Source organism: Microbispora sp. H10830, assembly GCF_014161375.1.
GTDB lineage: Bacteria > Actinomycetota > Actinomycetes > Streptosporangiales > Streptosporangiaceae > Microbispora > Microbispora catharanthi.
On the sequence record NZ_JABBWX010000013.1, the window covers coordinates 163,042 to 176,915 of the forward strand.

Annotated in this window: 16 protein-coding genes; 7 read left to right on the forward strand and 9 right to left on the reverse strand. The window is 73.1% G+C overall.

The genetic code is table 11. The annotated features are described in order from the left end of the window. Positions 1 to 21 precede the first annotated feature (21 nt). The 3 genes from HHX35_RS29970 (at position 22) to HHX35_RS29980 (ending at position 2,903) form a co-directional block, all read left to right on the forward strand. Positions 22 to 960: an aldo/keto reductase gene (locus tag HHX35_RS29970; protein WP_182902022.1), complete on the forward strand. Its 939-nt coding sequence runs from the start codon at positions 22 to 24 to the stop codon at positions 958 to 960. Between the two features lie 151 nt (positions 961 to 1,111). Then, complete coding sequence (locus HHX35_RS29975) at positions 1,112 to 2,104, forward strand: hypothetical protein (protein ID WP_182902023.1); 993 nt, start codon at positions 1,112 to 1,114, stop codon at positions 2,102 to 2,104. Between the two features lie 154 nt (positions 2,105 to 2,258). Beyond that, complete coding sequence (locus HHX35_RS29980; protein ID WP_182902024.1) at positions 2,259 to 2,903, forward strand: DUF2690 domain-containing protein; 645 nt, start codon at positions 2,259 to 2,261, stop codon at positions 2,901 to 2,903. A 163-nt stretch (positions 2,904 to 3,066) separates the two neighbouring features. Here the strand turns inward: HHX35_RS29980 and HHX35_RS29985 are convergent, their stop codons facing one another. From HHX35_RS29985 to fabG, 3 genes are all read right to left on the reverse strand, one after another. Continuing rightward, entirely contained in the window at positions 3,067 to 4,014 is a 948-nt protein-coding gene (locus HHX35_RS29985) for a helix-turn-helix domain-containing protein (RefSeq protein ID WP_182902025.1), read from the reverse strand. A 241-nt stretch (positions 4,015 to 4,255) separates the two neighbouring features. Beyond that, the gene (gene fabI, locus HHX35_RS29990; RefSeq protein ID WP_182902026.1) at positions 4,256 to 5,020 is read right to left on the reverse strand and encodes an enoyl-ACP reductase FabI; all 765 of its coding nucleotides are present in this window, start codon (positions 5,018 to 5,020) and stop codon (positions 4,256 to 4,258) included. A 29-nt stretch (positions 5,021 to 5,049) separates the two neighbouring features. Next, a complete protein-coding gene (gene fabG, locus HHX35_RS29995; protein ID WP_182902027.1) occupies positions 5,050 to 5,754 on the reverse strand; it encodes a 3-oxoacyl-[acyl-carrier-protein] reductase in 705 nt (234 codons plus the stop codon). Positions 5,755 to 5,831: 77 nt separating this feature from the next. Between fabG and HHX35_RS30000 the strand changes: the two genes are divergently transcribed. Next, complete coding sequence (locus HHX35_RS30000) at positions 5,832 to 7,325, forward strand: TldD/PmbA family protein (protein WP_182902028.1); 1,494 nt, start codon at positions 5,832 to 5,834, stop codon at positions 7,323 to 7,325. 5 nt (positions 7,326 to 7,330) lie between these two features. Further along, positions 7,331 to 8,704: a metallopeptidase TldD-related protein gene (locus HHX35_RS30005; RefSeq protein ID WP_182902153.1), complete on the forward strand. Its 1,374-nt coding sequence runs from the start codon at positions 7,331 to 7,333 to the stop codon at positions 8,702 to 8,704. Positions 8,705 to 8,929: 225 nt separating this feature from the next. Here HHX35_RS30005 and HHX35_RS30010 read toward each other — a convergent pair whose 3' ends face one another. Then, positions 8,930 to 9,145: a dodecin gene (locus HHX35_RS30010; RefSeq protein ID WP_139573056.1), complete on the reverse strand. Its 216-nt coding sequence runs from the start codon at positions 9,143 to 9,145 to the stop codon at positions 8,930 to 8,932. An 85-nt stretch (positions 9,146 to 9,230) separates the two neighbouring features. Between HHX35_RS30010 and HHX35_RS30015 the strand changes: the two genes are divergently transcribed. Then, entirely contained in the window at positions 9,231 to 9,554 is a 324-nt protein-coding gene (locus HHX35_RS30015) for a DUF3099 domain-containing protein (RefSeq protein ID WP_310739392.1), read from the forward strand. A gap of 306 nt (positions 9,555 to 9,860) precedes the next feature. Here HHX35_RS30015 and HHX35_RS30020 read toward each other — a convergent pair whose 3' ends face one another. The 4 genes from HHX35_RS30020 to HHX35_RS30035 form a co-directional block, all read right to left on the reverse strand. Beyond that, positions 9,861 to 10,133 (reverse strand): DUF6457 domain-containing protein, encoded by a 273-nt coding sequence (locus tag HHX35_RS30020; RefSeq protein WP_182902030.1) that lies wholly within the window; start codon positions 10,131 to 10,133, stop codon positions 9,861 to 9,863. Positions 10,134 to 10,144: 11 nt separating this feature from the next. Then, a complete protein-coding gene (locus tag HHX35_RS30025; protein WP_182902031.1) occupies positions 10,145 to 10,765 on the reverse strand; it encodes an NTP transferase domain-containing protein in 621 nt (206 codons plus the stop codon). A gap of 54 nt (positions 10,766 to 10,819) precedes the next feature. Next, complete coding sequence (gene moaA / locus HHX35_RS30030) at positions 10,820 to 11,809, reverse strand: GTP 3',8-cyclase MoaA (RefSeq protein WP_182902032.1); 990 nt, start codon at positions 11,807 to 11,809, stop codon at positions 10,820 to 10,822. 230 nt (positions 11,810 to 12,039) lie between these two features. After that, positions 12,040 to 12,462, reverse strand: coding sequence for a YjdF family protein (locus HHX35_RS30035; RefSeq protein WP_220506044.1), 423 nt, complete (start codon positions 12,460 to 12,462; stop codon positions 12,040 to 12,042). A gap of 268 nt (positions 12,463 to 12,730) precedes the next feature. On the opposite strand from HHX35_RS30035, the gene HHX35_RS30040 reads away from it, so the two are divergent. Then, entirely contained in the window at positions 12,731 to 13,063 is a 333-nt protein-coding gene (locus HHX35_RS30040; RefSeq protein WP_182902033.1) for a cupin domain-containing protein, read from the forward strand. 98 nt (positions 13,064 to 13,161) lie between these two features. On the opposite strand, the gene HHX35_RS30045 is transcribed toward HHX35_RS30040, so the two are convergent. Continuing rightward, positions 13,162 to 13,596, reverse strand: coding sequence for a hypothetical protein (locus HHX35_RS30045; RefSeq protein WP_182902034.1), 435 nt, complete (start codon positions 13,594 to 13,596; stop codon positions 13,162 to 13,164). Between the last annotated feature and the right edge of the window lie 278 nt (positions 13,597 to 13,874).

Below are 13,874 nucleotides of genomic sequence, written 5' to 3' on the forward strand. Positions count from 1 at the left end.
ATCGGCTAGTCTGTCCGCACCATGGACCAGCGACTAGTCGGGCGCAGCGGTCTGTCGGTGTCCAGGATCGGGCTCGGCACGATGACCTGGGCCCGCGACACCTCCGCCGAGGAGGCGACGGCGCAGCTCACCGCCTTCGCCGAGGCCGGCGGCACGCTGATCGACACCGCCGACGTGTACGGCGGCGGCGACGCCGAGCGCCTGATCGGCCGGCTCATCCGCGACGTGGTGCCGCGCTCGGAGCTGGTCATCGCCACCAAGGCCGTGCTCACCCCCGGCGGCGAGCACGACGCCTCCCGCCGTCACCTCATCCGCGCGCTCGACGCCTCGCTGGCCCGGCTCGGGCTGGAAGAGGTCGACCTGTGGCAGCTCCACGCGTTCGACCCCCGGGTGCCTCTGGAGGAGACGCTCGCCGCCGTCGACTTCGCCGTCTCCACCGGGCGTACGGCCTACGCGGGCGTGTGCAACTACACGGGCTGGCAGCTCGCCGCCGCCGCCACGTGGCAGCGGTGCGGCGACTCGCGGGCCCCGATCGTCGCGGCGCAGGTGGAGTACTCCCTCCTGGCCAGGGACGCCGAGGAGGAACTGCTGCCGGCCGCCGCGCACGTGGGCGCCGGTGTCCTCGCCTGGTCGCCGCTGGGACGCGGCGTGCTGACCGGCAAGTACCGCACCGGCATTCCCGCGGACTCCCGCGCCGCCACCCCGCACTTCGCCGAGTTCGTCCGGCCATATCTGGACGAACGGTGCCGCAGCATCGTGGAGTCGGTGACCACGGCGGCCGAGGGGCTCGGCGTGTCGCCGCTCGCCGTGGCGCTCGCCTGGGTGCGCGACCGCCCGGGCGTGTCGTCGGCGATCGTCGGCGCGCGCACCCACGCGCAACTCCTCGGCGTGTTGCAGGCCGAGAAGCTGACACTGCCGTGGGAGATCCGCGAGGCTCTGGACGACGTCTCCGACCCCTGATCGCCGCCCCGGACGTGGGAGGCGAACGAGAATCGTCCTCACGTATCACACATCGATACCGAACTGCAACTTTCTACTGCATAACCCCGCGCTCCGGCGAAGAGTGGCGGGTATGTCGGGGGATGGACCAGAGCACTGCGGAAGGGGACACATGGGGATCGTAGGCAAGGCCTCCGCGATCTCCGCCGGGGCTCTCGCGATCACCCTGGCCGGAGGACTCCCTCTCGCCGCATCCCCGGCACAGGCGCTCGACTGCACGGGCGGCGGCGGCCTGGTCTCGGGCATCACCGGCGGCGTCTGCTCCCTGGTGGACGGCGTGGGCCGCCTGGCGGACGGCGTCACCGACGTCGCGGACAAGGCCACAGGCGGGGTGACGGAACCGGTCACGAAGGCCGTGGACGACACGGTGAAGACGACCACCGAAGCCACCGGCACCGCGGTGAACGACGTCGGCAAGGCGGTCGACACGGCCGGACAGACGCTCACCGGGGCCGCCGGCACCGCGGCCGGCGCGGCGAGCGGAGCGGCCGACGACGCGAGCGGAGCGGTGAGCGGAGCGACCGGAGCTCTGACGGGCGACGGATCCGGAACCGCGCACAGCCCCGCCCCCGGCGTCCAGAAGCTCACCGACGGGCTGACCCGCGCCGTCCAGGACACCTGCCTCCCCCTGGTCGCCGGAGAGGACTGCGCGTCCCACGAGCACCGCGAGAGCGGCGGAAAGACGCGGCCGGCCGACAAGAAGGCGACACGGCCCAAGGCGTCCATGACGCCCGAGGGCACCCTTTCGCCCGAGCCGTACCGGCCGCGTCTCGTCGCGGCGCTCGACGACGCGCCGGAGACGGGCCGCACGGCGAAGGTGGACCCCGACGAGGACGGCGTGATCCCCCTCCTGTGGCCCGGGCAGAGGATGCCCGAACTGCCCGAACTACGCGGCGATTCGGCGGGGGCGCGCGCTCGGGGCCACCGGTCCTACGACGCGGCGGGGACGGCCCTCACCGCGGTTCTGCTGCTCTCGGCGCTGCTCGCCACCCGCGTGGTCTCGGCCCGGCGGGCACGCGCCGGGCAGCAGGAGCCGGACGAGTCGATCCCCTTCGAGGGCGGCCTGCGGCTGCCGGGGAAGGCGGGGCGCCACCGGCTCGCCTGAGGGCGACACGCGTGGGCCGGGCCTGAGCTACTTCCTGCCGGTTGATGGGTTGATGCGAACCCGCGCCGGATGATCGCGCATCAACCGCGGACCGGGTTATCCATGCCGTGGAGGCACCGCGAGGTGCCCGGAGCCACGGAAGGAGCAGCTCGAGATGAGATGGAGCATCGTCCTCAAGGCGCTGGCCGTCCCTGCGGCGGCCGTCGTGCTGACCACGACGGCGACCGGCGCGGTCGCCGGAACGGGAGACGGGCCGGGATCGGGGTCGGGGTCGGCGTCCGGATCGGGGTCGGTGTCCGGATCGGCGTCCAGGTCGGCGTCGGGCCGGACCGGCACGGTGCGGCCAGACGACATCCCGCGCGGCGGGACCGCCAAGCTCCCGCCCCGCGCCTCCGACTCGCTGTGCGACCGGGGCCGGAAGAGCGCGCAGACGTGTGACGGGACCGACCCGATCCGGAGCCGCTGCACCGACGGGGCGTACACCGTGGCGAGTTCGCCGCTCTGGTATCACGACGGCCGCGGACGGGCCACGCGGCCCGCCGGCGCCACCGTCGAGTTGCGGTACTCCCCCCGGTGCGGGACCAACTGGTCGCGGGTCACGCTCGACGAGGGGCGCACTGCGCCAGTGCGCGTTCTCGTGTGCCGGGGCGAGGGCTCCGGCGACTGCACCGAGGCCTACGCGACCCGCGGTGGCACCGCGTACTCCGACCAGCTCTACGCGAAGGACGTGGAGGCGACGGCGTACGCGCTGTGCTGCGGCACCTCGCCGGACATCGCCTCCGCCTGGGCCCGGGGCTGAGCCCGCCGCGGAACCGACGGTCCGCCGCCCGTGCGCCGCCTCGCGCAGGGGAGCCGGGCGCGGGAACGGGGGCCGGTCCCGCGGCCGTCCGGCCTCATCGCACGCCCGCGAGGAGCCGGGGACGGAGCGCGCGAGGCGAGGGGGCGCGCGCGGGTATGCGGGGTCAGCGGGCGCAGCGGGTTCTCGCGTGGGGGCCTTCCCCCTGCCCGGTGACCACCCAGCCCTCCACCCAGACGCATCCGCGCGCGAGGGAGAGCATGTCCCCGTAGGCGCCAGGCGGCGTGTTGTTCTGCCATTGGGAACGCACCTGGGCGTTGTCCGCCGGACGATGCGCGGCGAGCCACACCGTGTAGAGCTGGGGATTGGCGAAGTACGCCGAGGCCCAGGCCGTGTCGCAGTCGGGATTGCGCCGCAGCCGCAGCGTCCCGAAGCGGGTGCCGTCGGGCAGGTTCAGCGGGACGGCGTCGAGTATGTCGACCGCCTCGAGGTCGTCTGCGCACCCGCGGGCCCGGGGGTCGTCGCCGTCCATGTCCTCGGCCCGGCTCCCATCCCCCGCCCGGTCGGTGATGTGCTGGTTACGCGAGGTCCAGCCGGGCGCGAGCCCCACGCCGCGCATGGCGGCGGTCAACGCCACCCCGCCGGAGAGCACGACGACTGCGGCGAACACGAGCAGGCGCCCGCGCCGCCGCACCCAGGCCGCGAGGCCGCCGTCGTGCGCGCTGCCCCGCCCGCCACCGCGAACTCCGCCGTGTTCGGCCGGTGAGACGACCTCGGCGGCGCCGCGAGCCGGGGACGAAGGCCCTTCACCGGCCGGGGCCGGTTCCGGCGGTTCCGCCGTCCGCCCCGAGATCTCCTCGCTGACCCGATGCCAGCGCCGCGCCCACGCGTCCTCGTCGCCCCCGCAGGCCTGTACGAAGGCGAGGGTGACCTCCAGGCTCGGGAAGACACGGCCGCCCGCGGCCCGTGACAGCACCGTTGCCGAGTAGTGCGCCCTCTCCGAGAGGGCCCGGTAGGTGGGCGACCCGGCCTCCTCGCGCAGCCGCCGCAACGCGACGGCGAACGCCTGTACGGGCCCTTCCTCTGGGCTGAGGTTGCGCTCTGGTCGTCCCATCGTCCCCACACGAGTCCGGCGGCCACGTCGCCACGGGCGCCGCCGTCCGGGGGCGTACGGGGACGGGGCGGCCCGGGCACCACGCTCGCGTCTGACGGTCCATGCCCGCTCCGGAGAACGGGCGGGCGTCAGACACGCCCAGATGCTAAGCGCAGGGACGGGCCGCGGCAAGATTCGCAAGCCGCCGCGGCCCGTGCGCCCGCCCGATGCGAGAGGCGGGATGTCGCGGAAACGGGTGCCGTCAGGCGCCCATCGCGTGCACGCCGCCGTCGACGTGGACGATCTCACCGGTGGTGGCGGGGAACCAGTCGGACAGCAGCGCGACGCACGCCTTGGCGGCGGGGGCGGTGTCCGCCAGGTCCCAGCCGAGGGGCGCGCGATCCGGCCAGGAGTCCTCGAACTCCTTGAACCCGGGGATGCTCTTGGCCGCCATCGTGCGCAGCGGGCCGGCGGCGACGAGGTTGACCCGGATGCCGTGCTTGCCCAGGTCGCGGGCGAGGTAGCGCGAGCACGACTCCAGCCCGGCCTTGGCCACGCCCATCCAGTCGTACACGGGCCACGCCTTGGTGGCGTCGAAGTCGAGGCCGACGATCGCGCCGCCGTCCTTCATCAGAGGCAGGCAGGCGACGGCGAGCGACTTGAACGAGAACGTCGACACGTGGACCGCCGTGGCCACGTCCTCCCACGAGGTGTTGAGGAAGTTGCCGCCCAAGCAGGACTGCGGCGCGAATCCGATGGAGTGGACCACCCCGTCCAGCCCGTCGAGGTGCGCACCGACGCGGTCGGCGAGCGTGTCGAGGTGATCGGTGTTCTGGACGTCCAGTTCGATCACCGGAGGCGGCTCGGGCAGCCGCTTGGCGATGCGCTCGACCAGGCTGAGGCGGCCGAAACCGGTCAGCACGACCTGGGCGCCCTCCTCCTGCGCCAGCTTGGCCACGTTGAAGGCGATCGACGCGTCGGTGAGGACGCCGGTGACCAGCAGTCGCTTCCCGTCCAGCAAACCCATGTCCAGCTCCAGTCAGTCGGGTGTCCGGCTCAGTGGCCCATGCCGAGGCCGCCGTCGACGGGGATGACCGCCCCGGTGATGTAGGAGGCGTCGTCGCTCGCCAGGAACCTCACGACCCGGGCGATCTCCTCGGCCTGCGCCTGCCGCCCGAGCGGGATGCTCTTGCGGATCTGCTCCTGCTGCGCCTCGTCGAGCACCGCGGTCATGTCGGTCTCCACGAACCCGGGCGCGACCACGTTGACCGTGATGCCGCGCGAGCCGAGCTCGCGGGCCAGCGACCGGCCGAAGCCGACCAGGCCGGCCTTGGAGGCGGCGTAGTTGGTCTGGCCGGCGGAGCCGGACAGGCCGACGACGGAGGAGATCAGGATGATGCGCCCGCGCCGCAGGCGCAGCATGGGCCGCACGGCCCGCTTCGCGACGCGATAGGCACCGGTCAGGTTCGTGTCGATGACGTCGGTGAAGGTCTCCTCCTTCATCATCGGCAGCAGCGTGTCCTTGGTGATCCCCGCGTTGGCGACTACCACCTCGACCGGGCCGTGCTCGGCCTCGGCCTTCTCGAAGGCGGCGTCGACGTCGGCGGAGCTCGTCACGTCGCAGCGAACCCCGAACAGCCCCTCCGGGGGCTCGCCGGAACGGTAGGTGACGGCGACGGCGTCTCCCGCGGCGGCGAGCTCGCGGGCGATCGCGAGGCCGATGCCGCGATTTCCGCCGGTGACGAGAACAGAGCGAACCATGCGACCGACCGTATCGGCTACTTGGGGGTAGTCCACTTGTCCGCAGGGCACAAGATCACAGGGTTAGGATCGTGGACATGCGCCAGATCGACCCCGACTTCCTCGCTCTGCCACTGCGGCGGCTGGCGGACGCGGCCCTGCAGCGCGCCCGTGACCTGGGAGCCGAGCACGCCTCGTTCCGGCTCGAACGCGTGCGCGCCGAGACGCTGCGCCTGTTCGACGCCCGGCTCGAGGGGTCCTCGGACGCCGACGACCTGGGCTTCGCCGTACGGGTGATCAAGGACGGCACATGGGGCTTCGCCTCCGGGATCGAGCTGACTCCGGAGGCGGCGGCCCGGGCCGCCGAGGAGGCCGTGCGGGTGGCGGCGATCAGCGCGCCCATCAACCGCGAGCCGGTGGAGCTCGCCTCCGAACCGGTGTACGACGACGTGACCTGGGTGTCGGCCTACGAGGTCGACCCGTTCGACGTGCCGCTGCCGGACAAGGCGGCGCTGCTCGCGGAGTGGTCGTCCGGCCTGCTCGGCAGGGTCGACCACGTCTCGGCCTCACTCATGCAGGTCAAGGAGCAGAAGTTCTACGCCGACACGGCGGGCACGGTGACCACGCAGCAGCGCGTGCGGCTGCACCCCGTCCTGACCGCGATGCGGGCCGACGGCGACCGGTTCGACGACATGCGCACGCTGGCCCCGCCCGTCGGTCGCGGGTACGAATACCTGACCGGCACCGGCTGGGACTTCCCCGCCGAGCTGGCCGAGATCCCCGACCTGCTGGACGAGAAGCTCAAGGCGCCCTCGGTCGAGGCCGGGCCGTACGACCTGGTGATCGACCCGTCGAACCTGTGGCTGACGATCCACGAGTCGATCGGCCACGCGACCGAGCTGGACCGGGCGCTCGGCTACGAGGCGGCCTACGCCGGCACCTCCTTCGCCACCTTCGACCAGCTCGGCACCCTGCACTACGGCTCGCCCGTGATGAACGTGACGGGCGACCGCACGGTCGAGCACGGCCTGGCCACCGTCGGCTGGGACGACGAGGGCGTGGCCGGCCAGTCGTTCGACATCGTCCGCGAGGGCACGCTGGTGGGCTACCAGCTCGACCGGCGGATGGCGCTGCTGAAGGGCCTCGGGCGGTCGAACGGCTGCGCGTTCGCCGACTCCCCCGGGCACGTGCCGATCCAGCGCATGGCCAACGTGTCACTCCGGCCGGCGGCCGACGGCCCCTCCACCGACGAGCTGATCTCAAGGGTCGAGCGCGGCGTCTACGTCGTCGGCGACAAGAGCTGGTCGATCGACATGCAACGGTACAACTTCCAGTTCACCGGCCAGCGGTTCTACCGCATCGAGAACGGCCGCCTGGCCGGTCAGCTGCGCGACGTGGCCTACCAGGCGACCACGACGGACTTCTGGCGCTCCATGGAGGCCGTCGGCGGCCCGGAGACGTACGTGCTCGGCGGCGCCTTCAACTGCGGCAAGGGCCAGCCGGGCCAGGTCGCGCCGGTGAGCCACGGCGCCCCCGCGGCGCTGTTCCGCGGCGTGCGGATCCTCAACACTGCCCAGGAGGGTGGGAAGTGACCGACATGGTGACCACACCGCAGGAGACGGTGGAGCGGGCGCTCGCGCTGAGCGAGGCCGACGGCTGCGTCGTCATCGTCGACGAGGGCTCGACCGCCAACCTGCGCTTCGCCGGCAACACGCTGACGACCAACGGGGTCGCGCGCTCGTCCCGGCTGACCGTGATCTCCGTCGTGGGCGCCGGTGTGGGGGTCGTCTCGCGCTCCGCCGTACGGGCCGACCAGCTGGCCGACGTGGTGGCCGCGGCGGACCGCGCCGCGCGGGAGGCCCGGCCGTCGGAGGACGCCCGGCCTCTGGTGGAGGGCACCGCCGGTGCGGGCTGGGAGCGCCCGGTGGAGCCGACCTCCATCGGCGTGTTCGGAGATTTCGCCCCCGCGCTCGGCGAGGCGTTCGCCGCCGCCGACGCCTCGGGACGCAGGCTGTACGGCTTCGCCGAGCACAGCATGACCTCGACGTTCGTCGGGTCGTCCACGGGCCTGCGGCTGCGTCACGACCAGCCGACCGGGCGGCTCGAACTGAACGCCAAGTCGGCGGACATGACGCGCTCCGCGTGGACGGGCGTGGCCACCCGCGACTTCTCCGACGTGGACGTGGCCGCCCTGGACGAGACGCTCACCCGGCGGCTCGACTGGGCCAAGCGGCGGATCAGCCTGGAGCCGGGCCGCTACGAGACGCTCCTGCCGCCGACGGCGGTCTCCGATCTGATGATCTACCTGTACTGGGCGGCCGGCGCGCGGGACGCCGCCGACGGCCGCACGGTGTTCTCCCGGCCAGGCGGCGGCACCCGTGTGGGCGAGCGGCTCTCGACACTGCCGATCTCGCTGCACAGCGATCCGGCGCGGGCCGGCGTCGAGTGCGCGCCGTTCGTCGTCGCGCACTCCTCCAGCCGGGAGCAGTCGGTGTTCGACAACGGCCTGCCCCTGGCCCACACCGAGTGGATCAGCGACGGCACGCTGGCCAACCTCGTGCAGACCCGGCACTCCGCCGGGCTGACCGGGCTCGCCACCACCCCGCAGATCGACAACCTGATCATGACGGGACCGGAGGACGGCCGCTCGCTGGAGGAGATGATCGCCTCGACCGAGCGGGGCCTGCTGCTGACCTGCCTGTGGTACATCCGCGAGGTCGACCCGCAGTCGCTGCTCCTGACCGGGCTGACCAGGGACGGCGTCTACCTGGTCGAGAACGGCGAGGTCGTGGGCGAGGTCAACAACTTCCGGTTCAACGAGTCGCCGGTCGACCTGCTCGGCCGCCTCAGCGAGGTGGGCCCGAGCGAGCAGACGCTGCCGCGCGAGTGGAACGACTGGTTCACCCGCGCCGTCATGCCGCCGGTCCGGGTGCCCGACTTCAACATGTCGACGGTCAGCCAGGCCAGCTGAGCCGGTCTGTGACCGGAAACGGTCACCACGCCGAGTCCACAGAGCCGGTCGAGTGTCCCCGGCTCCTCCCGGCCGGGCGATCGGCATCGGCCGGGAGGCGCTGCGCACGCTGCGGCCTGACGACCGGCCACCAGGTGATCACCGCCGGTGGCGCGCCGAAGCTCGTCGGCCCGACCGGCTCCGCGGACTGCGGACGGTGCCCGTCCCCAGTCACAGCACCAGGCCCTATTCGGTGTCCTCGAGACGGAAGCCGACTTTCATGCCGACCTGGAAGTGGGCCACCTCGCCGTCCACGATGTGCCCGCGCACCTCGGTCACCTCGAACCAGTCCAGGTGCCGCAGCGTCTGGGCGGCTCGCCTGACGCCGTTGCGGATGGCCTGGTCGACGCTTTCGGCCGAGGTGCCCACTATCTCGGTCACCCGGTAGGTGCGGTCCGACATCACGTCCTCCTGCCTGTGCCTGTCGCGTGATCGTATCGCCGTGCGGGAGTCACCCCCGCCTCCCCCGGGGTCTACCGTGGAAATCGTGAATCCATGGCGCTGGTTGCGAAAAGACCGCCCGGTCGTTCACCAGGTGACGGACGCCCAGCCGTCGCTGTCCGACGACGTGCGCAAGCGGGAGATCAGTTACCTCATCAAGATGGGCATCCGGCTCGTGTGCCTCATTCTGGCGGTGGCTGTGCCGGCCCCCTGGCCCGTCAAGGCCCTGTTCGTCGCGGGGGCGGTTCTTTTGCCATACCTTGCCGTTATCGGGGCCAATCAGAGAGGTCACGAGCCTCCCCCGCCCCCGGACTTGACCTCGTCTAACCAAAACGAGATACCACGCCATCGACGCGAGATCGGGTCGTGACAAAGTCTTGACGCAACCCGTGGGTTGGAGGTGTACAGTTTAGCCAAGCGCTCTGGTCCCCCGTCGGAGCGCTGGTGCCGGCGTTCCGGGCCCCCGTCGGAACGCCGATGAAGCGGCGCCGGGTGGTTTGCCCCCGTAACCACCCGGCGTCGCCCTTTTCCAAGACTTTGCACAGCTCTCGGCCTAGCACAGGTCTCACAGACCGGCCGTCGCGGTCGTCCCCGGCAGGGACGGCCCTTCCGCCGAGCGGCCCCCGGCGCCCGCCCTTCCCCTCTACGCGGCGCGCCGGGGCCGTGGAAGCCGGAGTCAGGAGTCGGGGGTGTCAGTGGTCGCGCGCGTCTGCGCGGTCGCCTCCGCCCAGTCCTCGGCCATCCGGGACAGCCGCTCCAGCACATCCGGCGGCGCGGTGCCGGCCCCCTGTGCCAGCCCCACCAGGTAGGCGGTCAGCGGGGCGGCGGGCCGCGCCACTCCGTGCGCCACATCCCTGGTCAGGTCGAGCACCGCGGTCCGGTCCACCCGGGCGGGGTCGATGCCCAGCTCGTGGCAGACCCGTGCCGTCCATTCCTCCAACACGTTCACGCGCACTCCCTTCACCCGCGCCCTCGGGCCCGCTCGCGGGCCGCGCGGAGATCGTCGACGGTGTCGCAATCGAACCACGGCGGGGTCTCCCCGGGTGCCACCGGCGGGCGCACGAGCGCCGGCCCCAGCGGGCCGAGCAGCCCGCGCAGCGACCGCCCCTCGTACGCGCCGAGCGCGGCCCGCAACGCGGCCGTCCGCCAGGCACCGGTCAGCCACTGCTCGCGGCCCTCGTCGTCCACGAGCACCGCGCCCGCGCCGTCCCCAGGCACGGCCGCCAGGAGCGCCCCGACGTGGCCGGTGACGACGAACGGCAGGTCGGCGGCGAGCAGGACGACCAGTGGGGACGTCACCTCGGCGAGCCCGGCGCGCAGCGCCGGCACCGGTCCGCCGCCCGGGGGGTCCTCACGGGTGAACAGCACACCCGGCATCTCCCTGGGCGGGCCCACCACGACCACCGCGCGAGCGTCGCGGACCGCCGCCGCCACCCGCTCGACGAGGGGCAGCCCGCCGACGAGCGCGCCCGGCTTGTCCGCCCCGCCGAGCCGCTCGGCCCGGCCCCCCGCCAGAATCACGGCGTCGTACGGCGGCGGGGAAGCCGCCTTACCGGCGCCGGTTCCGGAACGGGGACGCACGGGTGCTCCCTGAACTCTCTCTCGTGGCTCTCTTGCGGCTCTCTTGGGGCTCCGTCAGCCGCCGATGGCCGACATCGGGCGGGCCGGCTGGAGGAACGCGGGGTCGTCGATGCCGTGCCCGGCCTTCTTCCCCCGCACCGCCGCGACCCACCGCTCCACCAGCTCATCGTCCGAGGCGCCCGAGCGCAGCGCCGAACGCAGGTCGGACTCCTCGGTGGCGAACAGGCAGTTGCGGACCTGGCCGTCGGCGGTTATCCGGACGCGGTCGCAGGCGCCGCAGAACGGCCGGGTGACCGAGCCGATCACGCCCACCCGGTGCGGACCGCCGTCCACCAGGAACAGCTCGGCGGGGGCGCTGCCCCGCTCGCGCGGGTCGTCCTCGGTCAGGTCGAAGGAGTCCTTCAGCAGCCCGAGAATCTCGTCGGCTGTGATCATGTCGTCGCGGCGCCAGCCGTGCTGGGCGTCGAGCGGCATCTGCTCGATGAAGCGCAGCTCGTACCCCTGGTCGAGGCAGTAGCGCAGCAGCGGCGCGGCCTCGTGCTCGTTGACGCCGCGCATCAGCACCGTGTTGACCTTGACCGGCGTGAGGCCCGCCGCCGTCGCCGCCGCGAGCCCGTCCAGCACGTCGCGCAGCCGGTCGCGGTGCGCCAGCCGGACGAACACGTCGCGGTCGAGCGTGTCCAGCGAGACGTTGACGCGGTCGAGACCGGCCCGCGCGAGCGGCTCCGCGAGGCGGGCCAGGCCGATGCCGTTGGTCGTCAGCGACACCTGGGGACGCGGGCGCAGCGCGGCGGTCGCGGCCACGATCTCGGCGAGTTCCCGCCGCAGCAACGGCTCGCCACCGGTGAAGCGGACCTCCCGGATGCCGAGCCGCTCCACGCCGATCGTCACCAGGCGGACGATCTCCTCGCCGGTGAGCAGCTCGGGCTTGGGCAGCCAGTCGAGGCCCTCGGGCGGCATGCAGTACGCGCACCGCAGGTTGCACCGGTCGGTCAGCGACACCCTCAGATCGGTCGCGACCCGGCCGAACGAGTCAACCAGCACGAGAGGACCTCCAACCTCAGAGAGCCTCAAGCCTAAGCCCTGCCGTCACGATGACGGCAATCTCGGTGTCCCCGGCGTGATTCCCTCACCCCGGGACGGAACGGGTCCGTTCCCGGAACGGGGCCGACGGTGCGCCGCCGTCGCGGCACACCGCCTCCCTCGGCCACGTCCGGCGAGCGGACCTCGGGCGGCCCGCGGACCTCGGGCGGCGTGTCCACCGCCGCGCGCGGTCACCGGTCGCGGCGGCGCTCGATGCGCTTACGGTGGGCGACCTCCCGGCGGTGCTCGGCCAGCGCGCGCTCGCGCTCGCGCCGGTTCACGCGCGCCTGGCTCTTGGTGCTCTCCAGTTCGAGCCGCAGCGCCTCCTGAGCGGCCGTGCCGCGCCGCGTGACCCGGGCCGCCGCACGGGCGGCCAGCTTGGCCGCGCGCTTGGGATTGACCCGCCGCTCCCCGCGCTCCCCCACAGGTACGGCGGGGGCCGCCTCCGCGCGTTCGAGCAGGGCGACCCCGTGCCGCATGAGGAACTCGTACAGCTCGGGGTCGGTGGGTTCCGCGCCGAGGACGAACCGGGTCGCGCGGAGCTCGCCGTCCTCGACGATCTCCAGGACGCCCACCCAGAACGGGCTCTCGAAGTAGACGGACAGGGAAATCACGATGCCTCCAGAGGTATGCCGACAGGCGGCTTGGCGAAGCCGCTTTCCGGCACACCGGACATCCTCCGAGGCTCCCCGAGGGGACACGAGAGGCGGATACGAGACCGCCGGCACCGTTCCACATCAGTTCACACCAGGGCCGGCGGGTGCCCGGGCTACCAACCGGGGACCGCGTTTTCGTGTGCGCAGCCCAGCTTAAGGGGCCGCCTCCCGTCGCGGCCATGACCTTCCCGGGACCCCGCACGGAGCACAGGGCAGACTGATGGGCATGGAACCGATCTCTCTCGACGTGCGTGCCAGGGAACTACTCGAACGCGCCGCCGCCGCGTCCAGCGGGCGCGCGGCCGACACCGTGCACGGCGGCCACGAGCACGCGCTGCGCCAGACGCTGCTCGCCCTCACCGCCGGGACCGGCCTCGCCGAGCACGAGAGCCCGGGTGAGGCGACCCTGCTGGTGCTGCACGGTCATGTACGGCTGAGCAGCGGCGACGCCACGTGGGAGGGGCGGTCCGGCGATCTGCTGGCCATCCCCGACGCACGGCACGCGCTCGACGCCGTCGAGGACAGCGCGGTCCTGCTCACCGTCGTCAGACGCCCCTGATCGCGCCCGTCCAGGGACCTCTGCCAGGTCCTCATGACAGGTCGCCGGCCCCGGTGGTCCCCCGCCCCGCTCGACGCGGCCACGGGCGGAAGGAACCGCTACACCGCCTGGAGGACGCAGCCCAGGGCGAGCAGCGCCAGGACCTTCACGATCTCCAGCGCCACGTAGTACAGGTGCGCCCTCGACCTGTGCCGCGCCGGGTCCTCGCCGGACAGGACGCGGTCGGACCTGCGGTTGAGCGGCGGACGTACGGCGGCGATCTGGATCACCAGGACGGCCCCGGCGACCGCCGTGAGCGCGACCGCGGGAATGGCGGGCGATCCGGTCGCGACCGCCACGATCACGACGACCGCCAGCACGGCCTCGGCGGCGTTGAGCGCGCGGAAGACGAGCCGGCCGATGCCGAGCCCGATCGGGATCGTCACCCCCGGCGCGCGGAACTTCAGCGGCGCCTCCAGGAAGGAGATCGCCAGCACCATTCCGAGCCAGACGAAGGTGGCCGCGCCGCCCACGGCGGCCGAGGCGGGGTTCATTCTCGCTCTCCTCTCGCGCACGCGAAACCGGCGGGGCGGGCGGGGCCGCGCTCAGGTGAGCGTCCCGCAGGTCACGGCGTCCGCCGTCGCCCTCGCCCTCGCCCTCGCCCAGGGTTCCACGCGGGCTCCCCGGTTCCCGATCCAGGGTCACGTGCCAGCGGGAGATCGCCGCTCCCTGTCCTCCCCTCCGCCCGCCCCCTGTCCTCCCCTCCGCCCGCCCCCTGTCCTCCCCTCCGGCGCCCTCGTGGCGCTCGTCAGCCGGACCGCCGGCACGGGCC